The 18,427-nt window shown below is 58.2% G+C and carries 18 protein-coding genes and 1 riboswitch; of the genes, 11 read left to right on the top strand and 7 right to left on the bottom strand.

Annotated elements, in window-relative coordinates; all coding sequences use genetic code 11:
• The 8 genes from DSD30_RS01525 to DSD30_RS01560 all read left to right on the top strand — a co-directional run bounded on the left by DSD30_RS01525 (position 1) and on the right by DSD30_RS01560 (position 8,562).
• A complete protein-coding gene (locus tag DSD30_RS01525; RefSeq protein WP_114007835.1) occupies positions 1-777 on the top strand; it encodes an ABC transporter permease in 777 nt (258 codons plus the stop codon).
• Positions 770-1,780: an ABC transporter ATP-binding protein gene (locus DSD30_RS01530; RefSeq protein ID WP_114007836.1), complete on the top strand. Its 1,011-nt coding sequence runs from the start codon at positions 770-772 to the stop codon at positions 1,778-1,780. The genes DSD30_RS01525 and DSD30_RS01530 overlap by 8 nt, the downstream gene beginning before the upstream one ends.
• 13 nt (positions 1,781-1,793) lie before the next feature.
• The gene (locus DSD30_RS01535) at positions 1,794-2,687 is read left to right on the top strand and encodes a nucleoside hydrolase (protein ID WP_157967511.1); all 894 of its coding nucleotides are present in this window, start codon (positions 1,794-1,796) and stop codon (positions 2,685-2,687) included.
• The gene (locus DSD30_RS01540; protein WP_114007838.1) at positions 2,677-4,497 is read left to right on the top strand and encodes an adenine deaminase; all 1,821 of its coding nucleotides are present in this window, start codon (positions 2,677-2,679) and stop codon (positions 4,495-4,497) included. Before DSD30_RS01535 ends, DSD30_RS01540 begins: the two co-directional genes overlap by 11 nt.
• A 394-nt stretch (positions 4,498-4,891) precedes the next feature.
• The gene (locus DSD30_RS01545) at positions 4,892-6,445 is read left to right on the top strand and encodes an acyl-CoA carboxylase subunit beta (RefSeq protein WP_114007839.1); all 1,554 of its coding nucleotides are present in this window, start codon (positions 4,892-4,894) and stop codon (positions 6,443-6,445) included.
• 15 nt (positions 6,446-6,460) lie between these two features.
• Positions 6,461-6,895 (top strand): hypothetical protein, encoded by a 435-nt coding sequence (locus tag DSD30_RS01550; RefSeq protein WP_114007840.1) that lies wholly within the window; start codon positions 6,461-6,463, stop codon positions 6,893-6,895.
• 4 nt (positions 6,896-6,899) lie between these two features.
• Entirely contained in the window at positions 6,900-7,328 is a 429-nt protein-coding gene (locus DSD30_RS01555) for a biotin/lipoyl-containing protein (RefSeq protein WP_114007841.1), read from the top strand.
• Between the two features lie 19 nt (positions 7,329-7,347).
• A complete protein-coding gene (locus DSD30_RS01560; RefSeq protein WP_198662776.1) occupies positions 7,348-8,562 on the top strand; it encodes a sodium ion-translocating decarboxylase subunit beta in 1,215 nt (404 codons plus the stop codon).
• 150 nt (positions 8,563-8,712) lie between these two features.
• On the opposite strand, the gene katG is transcribed toward DSD30_RS01560, so the two are convergent.
• On the bottom strand, positions 8,713-10,890 hold the full coding sequence (katG, locus tag DSD30_RS01565) for a catalase/peroxidase HPI (protein WP_114007842.1): 2,178 nt from the start codon (positions 10,888-10,890) through the stop codon (positions 8,713-8,715).
• A gap of 160 nt (positions 10,891-11,050) precedes the next feature.
• On the opposite strand from katG, the gene DSD30_RS01570 reads away from it, so the two are divergent.
• The 3 genes from DSD30_RS01570 (at position 11,051) to DSD30_RS01580 (ending at position 13,512) form a co-directional block, all read left to right on the top strand.
• Positions 11,051-12,007, top strand: coding sequence for a hydrogen peroxide-inducible genes activator (locus DSD30_RS01570; RefSeq protein WP_114007843.1), 957 nt, complete (start codon positions 11,051-11,053; stop codon positions 12,005-12,007).
• 46 nt (positions 12,008-12,053) lie between these two features.
• Complete coding sequence (locus DSD30_RS01575; RefSeq protein ID WP_114007844.1) at positions 12,054-12,602, top strand: thioredoxin family protein; 549 nt, start codon at positions 12,054-12,056, stop codon at positions 12,600-12,602.
• Positions 12,603-12,783: 181 nt separating this feature from the next.
• Entirely contained in the window at positions 12,784-13,512 is a 729-nt protein-coding gene (locus DSD30_RS01580; protein ID WP_114007845.1) for a VIT1/CCC1 transporter family protein, read from the top strand.
• Positions 13,513-13,524: 12 nt separating this feature from the next.
• Here DSD30_RS01580 and DSD30_RS01585 read toward each other — a convergent pair whose 3' ends face one another.
• The 6 genes from DSD30_RS01585 to thiM are packed head-to-tail and all read right to left on the bottom strand — an operon-like array spanning position 13,525 to position 18,132.
• Positions 13,525-14,256, bottom strand: coding sequence for an ABC transporter permease (locus DSD30_RS01585; RefSeq protein ID WP_114007846.1), 732 nt, complete (start codon positions 14,254-14,256; stop codon positions 13,525-13,527).
• Positions 14,253-14,966, bottom strand: coding sequence for an ATP-binding cassette domain-containing protein (locus DSD30_RS01590; RefSeq protein WP_198662777.1), 714 nt, complete (start codon positions 14,964-14,966; stop codon positions 14,253-14,255). Before DSD30_RS01590 ends, DSD30_RS01585 begins: the two co-directional genes overlap by 4 nt.
• Positions 14,963-15,913, bottom strand: coding sequence for an ABC transporter substrate-binding protein (locus DSD30_RS01595; protein ID WP_114007847.1), 951 nt, complete (start codon positions 15,911-15,913; stop codon positions 14,963-14,965). Before DSD30_RS01595 ends, DSD30_RS01590 begins: the two co-directional genes overlap by 4 nt.
• Before the next feature lie 4 nt (positions 15,914-15,917).
• Positions 15,918-16,727, bottom strand: coding sequence for a bifunctional hydroxymethylpyrimidine kinase/phosphomethylpyrimidine kinase (gene thiD, locus DSD30_RS01600; RefSeq protein WP_157967512.1), 810 nt, complete (start codon positions 16,725-16,727; stop codon positions 15,918-15,920).
• Entirely contained in the window at positions 16,727-17,341 is a 615-nt protein-coding gene (gene thiE, locus DSD30_RS01605; RefSeq protein WP_114007849.1) for a thiamine phosphate synthase, read from the bottom strand. Before thiE ends, thiD begins: the two co-directional genes overlap by 1 nt.
• 2 nt (positions 17,342-17,343) lie before the next feature.
• Positions 17,344-18,132: a hydroxyethylthiazole kinase gene (gene thiM / locus DSD30_RS01610; RefSeq protein WP_114007850.1), complete on the bottom strand. Its 789-nt coding sequence runs from the start codon at positions 18,130-18,132 to the stop codon at positions 17,344-17,346.
• A gap of 56 nt (positions 18,133-18,188) precedes the next feature.
• Positions 18,189-18,282: riboswitch (TPP riboswitch) on the bottom strand.
• Positions 18,283-18,427 lie beyond the last annotated feature (145 nt).

Genomic DNA, 18,427 nt, shown 5'->3' on the forward strand with positions numbered 1-18,427 from the left:
ATGAGACAGTTTGCCAACTGGGCCATATTGGGCCTGACGCTGACCTTTCTGATCGGCCCGTTTCTGATCATCATTTTTGCTGGCGCCTCGGCAGGGGATTTTCTGGCCTTTCCACCCGATGGCCTGTCGCTCAAATGGTATGCCAAGGTCTTCACCGTCGAAAGCTTCCGCGCCAGCTTTGCCCTGTCCCTGTTCCTTGCGGTCTTTGGAACATTGACCGCTTTGCTGATCGGCATTCCGGCGGCCTATGCACTCAATCGATACAAACTGCCCGGAGCAGAGACGATCCGCACCATTGTCGCCGCGCCGATCATCGTGCCGGGCATCATTGTCGGTCTTGCCTTGCTGCGTTATTTGGTGGTGCCGCTTAATTTCGGCATCACGCTGGCGCTGTTTCTGGCCCATACGGCACTGGTGTTGCCTTATGCGGTGCGGGTGGTCAGCTCGAGCCTGCATAATCTGCGCTCGGATATGGAAGAGGCTGCGGTTTTGCTTGGCTGTACCCGGCTGCAAGCCTTCACCAAGGTGGTGCTGCCGAACATTCGCGGCGGGGTTTTGGCCGCCTTCATTCTGGGTTTTGTAACCAGCTTCAATCAGGTGCCGGTGTCGCTGTTCCTGTCCGGCCCCGGGGTGCGGACCCTGCCGATCGACATGCTCTCCTATATGGAGATCACCTATGACCCGTCGGTCGCAGCCCTGTCCGCCCTGCTCGCTTTCATGTCGCTCGCCATTGTCTTTGCCGCTGAGCGCCTTTTGGGATTCTCTCGTTATGTCTGATCAGTTTGTCCATCTTCAGAATCTGACCCTGTCCTATGGCAAGTCGATTGCCGTGCCCAATCTGGATCTTTCGGTGCGCAAGGGGGAGCTGATCGCTCTGCTCGGGCCATCAGGCTGTGGCAAGACCACGACCATGCGGGCGATTGCCGGCTTGATGCCACCAACAAGCGGCAGCATTCATATTGACGGGGTTGATGTCACCCGCATGCCCGCCAACAAGCGGGGCATTGGTTTGGTCTTCCAGTCTTATGCCCTGTTTCCGCATTTGAGCGTGTTTGAAAATGCCGCCTTTGGCTTGCGGCTGCAAAAGCTGGCTGACAAGCAAATCCAGTCCAAAGTTGGCGTCGTGCTGGAAAAGGTCGGCCTTTCGGGTTTTGAGAAGCGCAAACCGGCAGAGCTGTCCGGTGGCCAGCAGCAGCGCCTGTCTCTGGCCCGCTCGCTGGTGATGGAGCCAAAGGTTTTGTTGCTGGATGAACCCTTGTCGAACCTCGATGCAAGGCTGCGGTTGGAGATGCGCACCGAGTTGCAACGAGTTCAGCGCGAGACGGGCATCACGATGGTCTTTGTCACCCATGATCAGGCCGAAGCGTTGGGCATGGCGGATCGAATCGTCTTGATGCGCGATGGCAAGATTGAGCAGATCGGCACGCCGGAGGATCTCTATGCACGTCCGGAAACCGCCTTCGCCGCCGACTTTATCGGCTTTGAGAATATCTTTCGCGTGGAGGACGGGGCTTTGGTGTCCGACAAGGGACGGCTGCCTTTCGCGGGCAATTCGGCTGCGTCGATCCTTGCCTGGCGTCCGGGAGGCGTGCAGGTGGGCGACGGGCCGCATCAAGGCGAAATCCTCGGCACAGCCTTTGCCGGAGACTGCCGGGAGTATGTGATCGACAGTCCACTGGGCCCCATCAAGGCAGAAGCGCCAATTGGTTTAGCGGCCAAACTGGGCGACATGATTGCCTTCGACCTGCCGCTCGATACCGCCCGCCCACTGAAAGCCTGACGCGATGCTGTGGGTGGATACGGATTTTGGATTTGATGACCTCTGGGCCTTGCTGATCCTGAAGACGCGCGATGTCGCGCCCGCTGGCGTGTCGTTGGTGGCGGGCAATGCGCCCTTGGCTCAGGTAACAGCCAATGCCCTTGGTGCCAATCTGGCCTATGGGCTGTCGCTGCCGCTGTTTGTTGGCGCAGACAGACCCTTGGTGCGTGAGGCGGAAACTGCCACCGCCATTCTCGGTCCCAAAGGCATGCGCAGTTTGGGGCAGGAATTGCCCGAAGTGCCGAGCGACCTAGACCTCCCACCAGTCCTTCCTGCACTCATCAACTGGCTCGAAAGCGCCAGAGAGGGTGAGACGCGGGACATATTGGCGCTTGGGCCGCTCACCAACATCGCCCGATTGATCGAAGTCGCACCGGAAGCCGCCGCGAAGATTACCCGGCTCGTCTGGATGGGCGGCAGCAACGGGCCGGGCAACCATACCCCCCATGCCGAATATAATGCATTTGCCGACCCGGAAGCTGTCTCCATCGTCGCCCAATCTGGTCTTCCATTCGACGTGATCGACCTCACCCTGTGCCGCAAGGTGCAGTTCACGGCTGCTGATTGTCCGTCTTGTGACCAATTGACGGCTGATCTGTTGGGCGGCTATCTCCAAATTGCACAGGAACGGGGACGCGAAAGTATGTCGATTTATGATCCGGTGGCAGCCTTTGCCCATCTGGATCCGGCATCCTTTGTCTTTCTCCCCGCCCATATGCATGTGACCACAGAGCGGGGAAGCCATTATGGCGCCACCCACTTTGACCCCACATCCACCAGTCGGACACGACTTGCGACGGCAGCACCAGCTGATTTGTCCGGTCAATGCCTTGGTGCTTTAAGTCAGGACCGCAACCATGGCCATTGATCGTGATCTCACAGACCCGGCACTGCGTGGTGCAGCCGTCGCTGCTGCCAAGGGCACAGAGCCATTTGACATTCTGATCCGCAATGCGACCGTGCTCGATATGGTCACGGGGCGGGAACGGTTGGCCGATATTGGTCTTGTCGGCGGGCTGATTGCTTCGGTCCACAGGCCCGATGCTGCCGCCAAGGCGCAAACCGAGATTGATGCGACGGGTCTTCATGCCGTGCCGGGGCTGATCGATACCCACATGCATATCGAAAGCTCGATGATCACACCGGCGGAATATTCAAAAGCGGCGCATCAGCGCGGCATCACCACAATTGTCTGGGACCCGCATGAACTGGCCAACGTCGCCGGTCTGGACGGCATGACTTATGCGCTGGATGCGGCGCGCGATGCCCCTTTGCGGATTCTCACACTGGCCCCGACCTGTGTGCCCTCGGCCCCCGGATATGAGGTGGCCGGTGGTGATTTCGACGCGGATGTGATTGCCTCATTGCTGGCCCGTGATGACATTCATGGTGCGGCGGAACTGATGACCATGCAGCCGCTGATCAACGGTGAGCCGCGGGTCAAGGGTATCGTCGACGCCGCACTTGCCAGTGGCAAACGGATTTGCGGCCATGCTCGAGGCCTGTCCGAGCGGGATCTGGCGGCCTTTGCCACGGCGGGCATCGAAACAGATCATGAGCTTTCCTCCGCCGACGATTTGATGGCCCGCCTTGAAGCAGGCATGACGGTCGAGCTGCGGGGCTCACACGACTATCTGCTGCCCGACTTTGCAAAAGCCCTTTTGTCGCTGGGACATATGCCGCAGACAGTGACCCTTTGTACCGATGATGTCTTTCCCGACGACCTTCTCAACAAGGGCGCGCTCGATCACATGATGCGTCTGCTGATGCAAGTAGACCTACCGGTCTGGTGGGTTTATCAGGCAGCGACCCTCAATGCAGCGACGCGAATCCGGCGACCGGATCTGGGGCTGATCGCGCCGGGCAAGCGGGCGGATCTGCTCTTGATGGATGATCTCAAAACAGTATCTTCCCTATACGTCATATCTGACGGTTACGTAATCAAAAAGCCCGCTTTTGACCCCACAGTCGCAACAGAATCACCTGCCCGCAGCACCGACACTGGCACAGTGCACCCGGACGATGAAAACCGGCCGCTTGGCGACTCCGTCAAGACCAACCTCTTTTCTCCATCCGACTTCGAAATTGCGGCAAAGGGTGACCGTGCCCGAATCGCCACTCTGTCCAAACCACGGTTTCCCGACTGGGGCGAGCGGTGGGTGCCGATCCACAAGGATGTACTGACGCTGCCGGACGACATGATGCGCATGGCAATCGTCAATCGCCACGGGCAGTATAGCCCGGTGCGGGTGGCCTTCATGGAGCATTGGGGACAGTGGCGCGGAGCCTATGCCTCGACCGTGTCTCACGACTGCCACAACCTCACGGTTTTTGGACGCGACAGCACCGATATGGCAATTGCTGCCAATGCCTTACGGGATATGGATGGCGGTTCGGTGGTGGTCAGGGATGGCGCAGTGATCGCGTCGCTGGCGCTGCCCATTGCCGGATTGATAAGCCCACAAAGTCTGGAACAGGTGGCGGCTGGCTTTGCCGCAATCCGCACGGCGATGGATGAGGTGGTCGATTGGCAACCGCCCTATCTGGTCTTCAAGGCTTTGTTCGGAGCCTCCCTTGTGTGCAACAAGGGACCGAGGCTGAGCGATGTGGGGCTCGTCGATATATTTGAGCAGCGCCTTTTGGAGCGCTGTATTCTGGAGACGGCTATTGATTCATGAGTGAGTCAGCAATCATTAAGGCCTCTCCTTTGGGCGAAGGGACCTTTGGACTCACAATTTGGCGAACAAATGCCTCTGATTGCGATTTCCCCTAAGGGAACCGGGGCCTTACGCTCACGTTAAAGAAAGAATTTATTCACGCTTCGCAAGTGTGTTTTCTTTTTGAGTTAAGTATTTTCACTTATTTAAATCGGCCTGACCCTCCATTTTTAGCCTTTCGTCTATTTCTGGATTTGATCTCGATCCTATAATGTCATGGGCGAAGGGGCTAAGACTTTAGTTGTTGAGGATCTTCGCAACATGCAAGTGATGCAGAGATGCCCGCGGGAGGTCCCGCTCTTTCCTCAGAAAACGAAGCGACCGGTTGGTCGCGCTCAAACAAAACGGTTATATTATGGCGATTTCCAAAACTCTCGCAGACGAGTTGGAGAAACGGCGCGCCGCAGCCCTTGAAGGTGGCGGTCAGAAAAAGGCAGACGAAAGACACGCGAAAGGTCGTATGACCGCCCGCGAGCGCCTTGAAGCCCTTTTCTCCAAAGGGACATTCCAAGAATTTGGTTTGCATGTCCAGCACAACACTCGCAACTTCGGCATGGAAGGCAAATCCATCCCTACCGACGGTGTGATCACTGGTACCGGTTTTGTTGACGGACGTCCGGTCGCTGCATTCTCGCAGGACTTCACCGTTGTCGGCGGTTCCCTGGGTGAAATGCACGCGAAGAAAATCTGTGCATCTCTGGATCATGCTGTGAAAGCTGGTGTTCCGGTCGTTGGCTTCAACGATTCCGGCGGGGCCCGCATTCACGAAGCGGTTGGCGCTCTGTCCGGTTACGGTCAGGTCTTCTATCGCAACGTACTGTTGTCTGGTGTTGTTCCGCAGATTTCCGTTATTGCCGGTCCTTGTGCTGGTGGTGCTGCTTACAGCCCTGCGCTGACCGACTTCATCATCATGACCCGCGAAAATGCGCAGATGTTCATCTGTGGTCCTGAAGTTATCCGTGCTGTGACCGGTGAGGTCTGCACCATGGACGATATCGGTTCCGCGATGGCTCATGCTTCGGTTTCCGGTAACATCCACTTCATCGCAGAAAATGATGCGGACGCTGTTGCAACCGTTCATCGTCTGCTGTCGTTCCTGCCATCCAACAACATGATGGATCCTCCGCATCGCATCGAGCAGGATCTGCAGATCAAGGATGACGTGGAACTCGACAAACTGGTTCCAGAAGATCCAAAAGCACCATTCGATTGCCGCGACGTTCTCAAGCGCGTTGCCGACGATGGCGACTTCTTGGAAATTCAGGAGCATTTCGCTGCCAACCTCGTCATCGGCTTCGGTCGTGTCGGTGGTATCGTTTCCGGCTTCGTTGCCAACCAGCCAAAAGTCAAAGCTGGCTGCCTGGACATCGACGCTTCGGACAAAGCAGCACGCTTCGTTCGCTTCTGTAACGTCTACAACATTCCTATCCTGACCTTCGTTGACGTCCCTGGCTTCTTGCCTGGCGTGAACCAGGAGAAAATGGGCATCATTCGCCACGGCGCCAAAATGCTGTTTGCTTACGCATCTGCTACTGTGCCGAAAATCACCATCATCATGCGTAAAGCATATGGCGGTGCTTACCTGGCAATGTGCTCTGAAGATATGGGTGCTGACCGTGTCATCGCTTGGCCAACCGCTGAGGTTGCCGTTATGGGCGCTGAGGGTGCAGTGAACATCCTGTATCGTAAGGAAATGAAGGAAGCCGACGACAAGGTCGCCAAGGCAAAAGAACTGGCCGCAGAATATCGCGAAAAGTTCGCAACGCCTTACCTGTCCGCTGGTCGCCTGAACGTTCACGACATTATCCAGCCACGCGAAACCCGTGGTGCAGTTGCTCTGGCTCTGCGCGGTCTGATGTCCAAGCGTGAAACTCGTCCGCCGAAGAAACACGGCAACATTCCGCTCTAATCAAAGGACATATCTATGTTTGCTGATGCAATTGGTTTGATCCTGACGGGCTTTAGCGTTGTCATGGTCGCCTTGGCTTCCCTCTGGGCAGCATGTGCGGCGGTTGGCTATTGCTTTACCAACGCAGCCTTCAAGGCAAAAGCTGCAGCAGTATTCGGGGGAGCAGATGCAGCAGCTGCAGCTGCTCCAGCTCCCGCTGCTCCGGCGGCACCTGCTCCTACGAGCGGTGTACCACCTCATCATCTGGTCGCAATCGCTGCGGCTGTGGCCTCCACTCTTGGCGGTAGCTACGTTGTCACCAACGTTGCAGCTCCTGCTCACGAAGTGTCCGCTTGGCCAACCGAAGGTCGTAACTCGATCTATTCCAGCCACGTAACCCGCCACGGCTGGGGCGCTACTATTCCGACCACCGTAGTTGCTGGTCGCGCAACCACTACGAAAAGAGGATAATCCTATGAAACGCTTGCGTGTCACTGTTGAAGGCATCGCTTACGATGTAACGGTGGAAGATCAAGACGGTGCTGCTGCACCAGCTCCTGCCGCCGCTCCTGCTCCGGCACCAGCTCCTGTAGCTGCTCCGGCTCCTGCTGCTGCCCCAGCTCCTGCTGCTCCGGCTCCAGCTCCTGCTCCTGCTCCTGCCGCTCCGGCTCCTGCTGCTGCTGCTCCTGCAGCCGGTGGTGTTCCAGCTCCTCTGGCTGGTACCGTGGTTAGCGTAGAGGTTTCTGTTGGTCAGCAGGTTGCTGCCGGCGACACCCTCGTTGTTCTGGAAGCAATGAAAATGAACACCAACATTACCGCTCCTAGCGCTGGTACTGTTGCTGCTGTTAACGTTGCTGCTGGCGCTTCCGTGACCGAGGGTCAGGCCCTCGTAACTCTTTCATGATTGAGAGGTAAATCCAATCATGTCTGCAACAACCCAAACCGTAACGCAAGCAGTCGACCACGCCGCTCAGGCCGTGGCTGCTGCTCCGGCGGCGGCTGCGGCGGAGATGTCTCGGATCGAGCAGCTCTTCCACATGACCGCAATCGGTGATGTCACATGGCAAATGATGGTCATGTGGGCTATCATCGCCGTGCTGTTCTATCTTGCAGTCGCAAAAGAATTTGAGCCTCTCCTGCTCATCCCAATCGCCTTCGGCGCCTTGTTGGCCAACCTGCCTACGCAGGGTCTGGTGAACCTGCCTCACGGCGATCATCCTGGTGGTTTGTACTACTATATCTCCAAGGGTGTTGAGTTCGAGATCTTCCCGCCCGTGATTTTCTTGGGCGTGGGTGCTCTAACGGACTTTGGTCCGCTGATCGCTAACCCGCGTACCCTGCTGCTCGGTGCTGCTGCACAGTTCGGCGTGTTCGCAACCTTCATGGGTGCTATTGCTATCGGCTTTTCGCCACAAGAAGCTGGCGCGATTGGTATCATCGGCGGCGCCGATGGCCCAACCTCCATCTTCCTGGCCAACAAGCTGGCTCCGCACCTGATGGCTCCGATCGCTGTTGCCGCCTACAGCTACATGGCCCTCGTGCCTATGCTGCAGCCACCGGTAATGATCGCTTTGACCACGCCTGAAGAGCGTATGATCCGCATGAAATCCCTGCGTCCGGTTTCCCGTCTTGAGAAACTGATCTTCGCAGGCATGGTAACCGTTGTTGTTATCCTGCTGGTTCCTGCGGCTGCTGCTCTGATCGGCATGCTGATGCTCGGCAACTTCCTGCGTGAAAGCCAGGTTACCGAACGTCTGACCAAAGCTGCGCAGAACGAGATCATCAACATCACGACCATCTTCCTTGGCACCTCTGTCGGTATCACCATGACCGGCGAAGCCTTCCTGAACGGCTCGACCCTCGGCATTCTTGCCCTCGGCGTTGTTGCTTTCGGTATCGCAACTGCCTGTGGTGTTCTGATGGCCAAGGTTATGAACAAGTTCAGCAAGGACAAGATCAACCCGTTGATCGGTTCGGCCGGTGTGTCTGCTGTGCCAATGGCTGCTCGTGTGAGCCAGGTTGTTGGTCAGAAATACGACCAAGGCAACTTCCTGCTGATGCATGCGATGGGTCCAAACGTAGCTGGTGTTATCGGCACCGCAGTTTGTGCCGGCTTCTTCATCGCTTGGTTCACCTAGGATCGGATTTGGGGCCGCGTGCCCCACTTCCCAAAAGACGAAGCCCGGACGGTTCCCCGTCCGGGCTTTTTTTATGTCGGGATAAGACCCGGGCGCTGTTTATTGCGGAGCCAGCGCCCGGGCGGATCCTGAGGCCTGCCCGATGGATGATCAGGCTTCAAGATCGAAGCGGTCGGCATTCATCACCTTGGTCCATGCTGCCACGAAGTCGGCGACGAACTTGGCCTCATTGTCATCCTGCGCGTACACTTCCGCATAGGACCGGAGGATCGAGTTGGACCCAAAGACCAGATCAACACGGGTGGCAGTCCATTTGACCGCACCACTTGACCGGTCACGCAGTTCGTAGAGATTGCCCTCTTTGGGGTTCCATGTGTAGGCCATGTCGGTCAGGTTGACGAAGAAGTCTGGCGTCAGCGCCCCTTCACGGTTCGTGAAGACCCCATGTTTGGTGCCACCATAGTTGGTGCCAATAACGCGCATGCCACCGACCAATACGGTCATTTCCTTGGCGGTCAGGCCCATCAGCTGGGTGCGATCAAGCAGCAGTTCCTCAGACGAGACCACATAATCGGCCTTCTGCCAGTTGCGATAGCCGTCGGCAACCGGTTCGAGCGGATCGAAGGATGGTGCATCGGTCATCTCGTCGGTTGCGTCGCCGCGCCCCGGAGCGAATGGCACGGTTACATCATGGCCTGCAGCCTTTGCCGCCTGCTCAATGCCGACATTGCCGGCCAGCACGATGATATCGGCAACGCTGGCACCGATTTGGGCGGCAATTGGCTCCAGCACCGAGAGAACGCGGGCCAGACGGTCCGGCTCATTGCCCTGCCAGTCTTTTTGTGGTGCCAGACGAATGCGGGCACCATTGGCTCCGCCACGCATGTCGGACCCACGATAGGTGCGAGCACTATCCCAGGCGGTGGACACCATGTCAGTGACACTGAGACCGGAGGCGGCGATTTTCGCCTTGGCGGCTTCAACACCATAGGCGGTGCTGCCTGCCGGGATCGGATCCTGCCAGATGAGATCTTCCTGAGGCGCTTCCGGGCCGATATAACGGACTTTTGGTCCCATATCGCGGTGGGTCAGCTTGAACCAGGCACGGGCGAAGACTTCGGAGAAATAGTCCGGATCCTTGTAGAAGCGTTCGGAAATTTCACGATAAGCCGGATCCTTGATCATCGCCATATCGGCGTCGGTCATGATTGGATTGTAGCGAATCGAGGGATCTTCCACATCAACGGGCTTGTCTTCTTCCTTGATGTTGATCGGCTCCCACTGGTTGGCACCGGCCGGGCTTTTCTTCAGTTCCCAATCATAGGTGAAGAGCAGGTAGAAATAGCCATTGTCCCACTGGGTCGGGTTGGTGGTCCATGCCCCTTCAATGCCGCTCGAGACGGTCTGGCGGCCGTGGCCGGAGCCATTTGGATTGTGCCAGCCGAGGCCTTGCGCGTCGACATCTGCGGCTTCGGGGTCCGGACCAAGCAAGTCGGCATCGCCATTGCCATGGCATTTGCCAACCGTATGGCCACCGGCAGTCAGGGCGACGGTTTCCTCGTCATCCATTGCCATGCGGGCAAAGGTCTCGCGAACATGCTTGGCGGTTTCAAGCGGATCAGGATTGCCGTTCACCCCTTCCGGGTTCACGTAAATCAGGCCCATCTGTACGGCTGCGAGCGGATTGGTCATGGTGTCCGGCTTGGCCAGATCGCCATACCGCTCGTCACTTGGTGCCAGCCATTCTTTCTCGGCACCCCAATAGATGTCCTGTTCCGGATGCCAGATATCTTCGCGACCAAAAGCAAAGCCAAAGGTCTTCAGCCCCATCGATTCATAAGCCACGTTGCCAGCCAGAATCATCAGGTCGGCCCAGCTCAGTTTGTTGCCGTATTTTTTCTTGATCGGCCAGAGCAGGCGACGGGCCTTGTCGAGGTTGACATTGTCCGGCCAGGAGTTGAGAGGCGCAAAGCGCTGGTTGCCTGTGCTGCCGCCGCCGCGCCCATCGGCCAGACGATAGGTACCGGCAGAGTGCCAGGCCATACGAATCATCAGGCCGCCATAATGGCCCCAGTCAGCAGGCCACCAATCCTGACTGTCCGTCATCAGGGCGGTGAGGTCGGCCTTGACGGCTGCCGCGTCCAGAGACTTGACTTCTGCGCGATAATCGAAGCCGTCATCCATCGGATTGGTCTTGGTGTCATGCTGATGCAGGATATCGAGGTTGAGGGCATTGGGCCACCAGCTCGTCGCTGACTTGCTGGTTTCCGTGTTGCTTCCGTGCATGACCGGGCATTTGCCGGTTGTGTTGGTTTTATTCTGATCCATCGGGTCCTCCGTTACAAGCTTACTTGGTGCATGTCGCAGCTGGTCTGTTGGTCGCCTGCGCGTAATGCGCGCGCAGATCTCGTTTTGATTGCATCCACACTAGCAAGGGAATGTGATAATTTAAAATTGCATTTTCTGAATTGGCTGATAGGATTTTCTTATGAACAGGATCTCCATGAAACATCTGCGTTATTTCGATGCTCTGGCCCGACACGGTCATTTTGGTCGGGCCGCGGAAGACTGCGCCATTTCCCAGCCGGCCCTGTCGGTGCAGATCCGTGAGCTCGAGCAGTTGATGGGCGTGCCTTTGGTGGAGCGTGGATCGCGACAGATCCATCTGACCGGGCTCGGCGTGGAATTTGCGGAGCGGGCGCAAGCGATATTGCGCTCGGTGGGGGAGTTGGAAGATCTCGCCCGCGCCGCCCGCGGTCCCTATTCGGGACAATTCCGCTTTGGCATCATTCCAACCATCGCCCCTTACTTGCTGTCAGACATCATCAAGACGCTGAGCGTACGCCTGCCCGGCCTTGAATTGCGGCCAAGGGAAGCGAAAACACCTGTTCTGGTGCAGGATTTGCTCGAAGCGCGGTTGGATGCCGCCATTTTGGCGCTGCCTTTATCGGAAAGCTCTTTGCATGAGGAAGCCTTGTTTGATGAGGAGTTCGTGCTGTTGCGCTCAGCGGCCGATGCGGGACAGCCCGTGCCCAACCCGGACGGGTTGAAGGAAATGCAACTGCTGTTGCTTGAGGAAGGCCATTGTTTCCGTGATCAGGCCATTTCCTATTGTTCAGGCAACGCGGTGTTGCCGCGCAACCTGATGGAAGGCAGTTCTCTGAGCACATTGGTGCAGATGGTCGGTGCCGGAATTGGCGTCACCTTGATCCCGGAAATGGCAGTCGGCGTCGAGGTCCGCTCGGCGGCGGTCTCGATTGCCCATCTGCCCGAACCAAGGCCCAAGCGGACCATCGGGATGGTTTGGCGCAGGACCAATCCTTTGCTTGAACAATTGGTTCAGATCGCTGACATTGTCAGAGAGATCGGATTGAATCGGCCTGCCGTGACGGATTCCCTTGCCAGCAACACTGATGCGGCCTTGCTCCCCACCAGTTTTGCCTGACCAACGGAGCGCTCGTCAAGACAGGCGATACGTAGGAGATGACACCATGTTGCTTGACACCCCTCTTTGCGATTTTGGCTGGGACGCACCGGATTTCACACTGAAAGATGCCCATGGCAAGGCGCACCGGATGCAGGATTATGTCGACAAGGGACTGTTGATCGCGTTCATTTGCAATCACTGCCCCTATGTCAAGGCCATCGCCGACCGGATGGCGGCTGATGCCCGAGTTCTGCAGGACAATGGCATTGGCGTGCTTGCGGTGATGTCCAATGATTATGCCAATTATCCTGATGATGCACCGGGCAAGATGATCGAATTTGCCGCCAAGCATGATTTCCCCTTCCCCTATTTGATCGATGAGGATCAATCCGTGGGACGTGCCTATGGTGCGCTTTGCACACCGGACTTTTTCGGCTTGAATGCAGACGGCAAGTTGCAATATCGCGGCCGTCTGGACGATGCGCGCATGGAGGATGCGGCAGGGCGCACACCGGAGCTGGTCAATGCCATGCTGGCCATTGCCAAGACCGGACAAGGGCCACAAGACCAGTCGCCCAGCATGGGCTGCTCGATCAAGTGGCGCGAAGGTTAAGTGTCCCGCAACCTATTCCTTTCTGCGTGAGGCAATCCACCTCATTCAATTGCCCATGCAATTTTTGCTAAGCCAAAGCCAAGGACCGAACGGCAAGTCGGCCCTTTGGCGCTGGATCAATGTCAGCGCCTTGCGGGGCGGTTAGACTGTTCTCAACCACGGGCTTTTCGAGGACCTCAGTATGAAGATCGATTGGGAACAGCACCGCCGCGAGGTGCACAATCTGGGGCAGGTACAGGACTTTCTGAAGCAGATCGTCTATGGCGGCAATGATGGCATTGTCACCACCTTTGCCATTGTCGCCGGGTTTGCGGGCGCACAGGCCGAGGGCACGGCCCAGATCGGGGCCATTGCCGTTCTGGTCTTTGGCCTTGCCAACCTGTTTGCCGATGCCGTTTCGATGGGGCTTGGGGAGTTTCTCTCCACCCGGTCACAAAAGGACATCTATCTCAGCCAGCGCAAATTCGTCTATCACGAGCTGGAAACCAATCCGGCTCACGAACAAGCCGAGTTGGTGCAGATGATGACCGAACGCGGCATGGAGCAAAAGGCAGCGCACGAGGTGGCGGGCAAGCTGATCAAGTGTCCCGAACTGGTCGCCGACCTGATGATGAGCTACGAGTTGGAAATGCACGACATGCGGCAGGTGTCTCCTGCGCTCGACGGGCTGGTGACCTTCCTTGCCTTTGTGCTGTTTGGCTCGGCGCCGTTGGTGCCCTATTTCCTGATGGATGCCACCGACACAACCTTCCTTCTGTCGGTTGTCGCAACCTTCGGTGCACTGGTGGCCTTGGGACTGATGCGCTGGTGGTCAACCCGCGAAGGGCTGCTGCGCTGCGTAGGCGAGACGGTTTTGGTGGGCACAGCCTGTGCGCTGGTGGCCTTCATCGTCGGGGCGCTGGTCGGCTAGGTTTGGCAATCCCTATTGGGGACGGGTGGGATCGAGATATCGCTTCAACAGCCAGTCTGCGCCCTTGTGCAGACTGAGGGTCATGGCGACAATCAGCACCAAAGCGGCAAACATCAACTCGATCCGGGTGCGGGCATTGGCCATCAACATCAAATAGCCAAGGCCCTTTGACGCGCCGATCCATTCGCCAATCACCGCCCCTGTCGGTGCATAAGTGATAGCGATGCGAATACTGGCGGCCAGATGCGGCAGGGCGTGCGGCAAGCGCAGCCAGAATAGCGTTCGGACGGGACTGGCCCGCGCGATGTGGGCGAGGTCCAGCGTGGCAGCAGGGGTCGAGATCATACCATCGAGCAGTCCCGACATGATGGGAAAGAAGACCAGCAGGATCGTCATGACGACTTTCGGCTCCATACCATAGCCGAACCACAGGGTGAGGATGGGGGCGAGGACAAAAACCGGAATGGCCTGAGACGCATTGAGGATCGGCCGCAGGTTGAGCCTTGCGACTGGCGACAGCATCATGGCCACCGCAAAGGCCACGCCGAGCGCCGCGCCAATAACAAAGCCTGCGGCAACTTCCCCCAGCGTGACCAGCAAATGCTCGCCGAGCAAGGCGCGGTTGGACCATATGGCTTCAGCCACTGCAATCGGGCCGGGCAGAATGAAACGCGGCACCAGCTCGAGCCATGGTATGGCCTGCCAGACAGCAAGCAGGGAAAAAGGCAGGATCAGCTTGTTCATGGGCTTTCCTTCACACCTCTGATCCGCTTGATCAGATCAGCGGCGGCCATGGCGAGCGGCATATGATCAAGGGAGTGGGGGCGCGTGCCCCGCAAGGGTGGCACAGGCTGAAGCTGGTGATTGGCCAAAAGCCAGATCTGGTCGCCCAGCCGCAGAGCCTCGAACGGATCATGGGTGACCAACAGCACCCGGCGCCCGGCAAATTGCGCGTGGGCCAGTTCCTGCATCGCTGCGCGGGTGGCTGCATCAAGGGCCGAGAAAGGTTCGTCCAGCAGGATCAGCTCCGCGTCGCTCATCAAGGTGCGGGCCAATGCCACCCTCTGACGCTGACCACCGGACAAGCTGTCAGGCATGCGGTCACCCATATCGGCGAGCCCCACTTGGGCCAAGAGATGCTGGGCCTTGTCCTTGTCCGGATTGCGCCCGGCCAACTGCTCGACCAGCATGACATTATTCAGGATCGAGAGGCGCGGCTGCATCAGATCGGCCTGCGCCATCCAGCCGACGCGGTGGGGCACACTGAGGGTGCCTTCAAACCGGGCCGAAATATCCAGCCCGGCAAAGAGCCGCAGCAAGGTGGACTTGCCCGCCCCGGACGGGCCGAGCAAACAGGTCCAACCCATGGGAGGGGTCAGAGAGAAAGGCTCAATGAGCCTTTCTCCATCAAGCATCAAATGCCCGGTCACCTCTATCCGCACAGATGCGGTCATTGCGCCCCCAGATCGCGGGCGATGGTCTCAATTGCGGGCGCTTCGTCAATCATGCCGACGTCCTTGAGATAGGCGCCAAAGGCTTTGTATCCTTCAACGTCCAGACTGATCGGGTCGGTCGCGAATTTCGGATAGGTGTCAAACCAGGCCGCATGATTGAGCTTGTCGTCGAGTTCCGCACCATAGGATTTGAACTCATTCCACGTGCCTTCCGGGTCGGCAAGGATGTCCTTGGTGGCGCGGGCTGTTGCGCTTAGGAATTTTTTCACATCAGAAAAGTTGGTGCGCTCGGCGCTGGCTTCATAGATCAGCTCTTCATAGCTTGGCACGCCATGTTCTTCTGGCAGGAAGCATTTGCCTTTGCGATCAACGGCTTCCATTTGATGCAGCTCGAAATTGCGGAACGCTCCGGAGGTGGCATCCACCCGGCCAGCAGCCAAGGCGGCGGTCAAAGCAAAATTGACATTGATCTGCTCGACCTCAGAAGGCTCAACCCCATTGCTACGCAGCATGCGGTGCAGCAATGCTTCCTCAATGCCGGGCACGGAAAAACCGACACGCTTGCCTTTGAGATCGGCAAGGCTTTTGATCGGGCCATCGGCGTCGACCATGACACAATAGAGCGGCGAACTGACCAAAGTGCCGACACGCACCACGGGCAGGCCTTCTTTATGCTGCAGATAAAGCTGTGGCTGATAGGAAACCGCCAGATCAACCTTGCCAGCAGCGGCCATTTTCGGCGGATCGCTGGGGTCGGCGGGCGCGATGATGGTGACGTCAAGGCCCGCTTCTTTGAAATAGCCGCGTTGTTTGGCGATGATGATCGGGCCATGGTCTGGATTGATGAACCAGTCGAGCATCACAGAGAATTTGGTTTCGGCAGCGGTGGCGGCCGTACCTGCGGCAGCAGAGGCCGCCAACATCAGGGCAGCGAGAATAGATTTCATGACATTACGTCCTTAGGGCAAAGAAATGATCGGTCGGGCCGTGACCATGACCAACAGACAGGGCATCGGCGGCAGCAATCGCCTCAAATATGAAGGCCTTGGCGGCTTTTGCGGCTGCAAGGCCATCTTCAGTGAGCGCCAGATGGGTGGCGAGCGCCGACGACAAGGTGCAGCCGGTGCCGTGGGTGTTTTTGGTATCGATGCGGCGTGACGGCAGCCAGACGGTCTGATCCTTGGTGAGATACAGATCCGGGCTGGTCTCATCAGCCAGATGACCGCCTTTGAGCAAGACTTGCTCTGGCCCCATGGCCAGCAAGGCGCGGGCCTGCTGTTCCATTTCGGCCTCATCCCTCGCTTCGTCCACACCGAGCAGGTCGGCGGCTTCAGGCAGATTGGGGGTGATCATCGTGGCGCGGGGCAACAGGATGGCGCGCATGGCGTCCACCGCATCGGCCCGCAGCAGGCGGTCGCCGCCCTTGGCAACCATCACCGTGTCGAGCACCATTGGCGCGTCGCAAGGTTTGAGCGCCTCGGCTACGGCTTTGATGATTTCGGCGCTGCCCAACATGCCGATCTTGATGGCATCGACCCGGATGTCATCAAGGATCGCTGCGATCTGGGCAGTGACGAAATCCGGCTCGATGGTCAGAACACCGCTCACCCCTTTGGTGCTCTGAGCGGTCAGCGCGGTGATGACGGCCATGGCATAGCCGCCATTGGCCGAGATCGACTTGAGATCCGCCTGAATGCCCGCCCCACCCGACGGGTCAGACCCGGCAATCGACAGGATATTCGGGGTTCGGGATGCCGCCATTAGGCCTGCCTCCATTGGGCGACCAGTGTTTCGGTTGCCGCCTTCGGGTCATCGGCGGCAGAAATCGCCGAGACGATGGCAAGCCCTGCGCAGCCTGCCGCCTTGACCGCCGGGATATCGGCTGCCTTGACGCCGCCAATCGCAACGCTTGGGACCGGGGCTGCAGCAACGATATCCGCCAGTCGCTCAAAGCCGATGGGCGGCGCATGATCGATTTTGGACGGGGTGGCCCGCACCGGACCGATGCCGACATAGTCAAGGGTGCCCTCCGGCAAAGCCGCTGCGACCGCCATTTGCACTTCATTCTCGACAGAAAGGCCGAGAATCTTGTCGGGGCCGAGCTTGGCACGCATGGCCTTTGGGTCACCATCGGACTGGCCCATATGCAGCCCCGCCGCGCCGCAGGCCAAGGCCACCTCGATGCGGTCATTGATGATCAAGGGGACATTGTGGCGTTCGGCCAGGGCCACCAATGTCTTGGCGCGGGCGATCAGGTCTTCATCGGACGCAACCTTGTCGCGCAGCTGGATGATGCTGGCACCGCCTTGCAGGGCAGCTTCGACCAGTTTTGCATCCGGGTCATGTGGGGTGACGAAATAGATGGACAGATCCATGATCAGGCCTCCTCGATCCGTGCCCCGGCGGCAAGGTCGGCTGGCGTGATCTCATGAAGGGCATCAATGAAGGCGACCGCAAAGCTGCCGGGCGCGGTGGCTTTTTGAGCGGCGCGTTCGCCCGCCAAGCCGTAAAATGCGATGGCCGCTGTGGTGGCTTCCAATCGGTCTTGCCCGACGGCAAAAGCGGCAACCACACCGGTTAGCGAGCAGCCAAGGGCTGTGACCAGCGGCATCAGAGCATGACCATTGGCGATGCTGTAGGCTGTCTCGCCGTCGGTCACAAAATCCACCTCACCAGTGACTGCGACGATGGCGCCAGAATTTTTGGCAAGCGCGATGGCGGCATCCTTGGCGGCGTCAACGCTGTCTGCGGCATCAGCCCCTTTGCCTTTGGCGACCATGCCGCCAAGCGCCATGATTTCAGAGGCATTGCCGCGAATGATGGATGGATTGCAGGCGAGCAGTTTCTCTGCCGTCTCGCGGCGGAAGGCTGTGGCCCCGGCAGCAACCGGGTCGAGCACCCAAGGGGTGCCAGCCGCATCAGCAGCTTTGGCGGCGCTCTCCATCGACTTGACCCATTCGCGAGACAGGGTGCCAATATTGATGGTGAGGGCTGAGGTGAAGCTGGCAAATTCAGCAGCTTCTTCCTCGGCATGAACCATGGCTGGCGAGCAGCCAGCGGCCAACAACACATTGGCCATGACATTCATGGACACATAGTTGGCGATGTTCTGGACGAGTGGCGCATTGGTGCGCATGGTGGATAGATAATGGCCCCAGTCGGTCATTCCAAACTCCTTCTGAGGCGGATGGAATGTCTTCGGGCCTGCCCCCATTATGACCGGGGACCGAAACCGCGACTCCCTCCGCCAGTATTAACTGGTTCAGGTTCAAAGGGTGCTATCTCAGCCCGATGTCGGGCGCCCCTGTCACATCCCCTAGATAAGCGCGTTTGGTGGCCAATTTCCAGAGCCATCGACAGGTTTTTCTCACTCTGCCCGGTGACAAGACACAAAAAACCCGCCCGATCGCCGGTCTGGTGCGGTCTGGCGGGTTTTGTCAGAGGCATCGATTTCTGTGCAT

This window comes from Cohaesibacter intestini (assembly GCF_003324485.1).
Taxonomy (GTDB): Bacteria; Pseudomonadota; Alphaproteobacteria; order Rhizobiales; family Cohaesibacteraceae; genus Cohaesibacter; species Cohaesibacter intestini.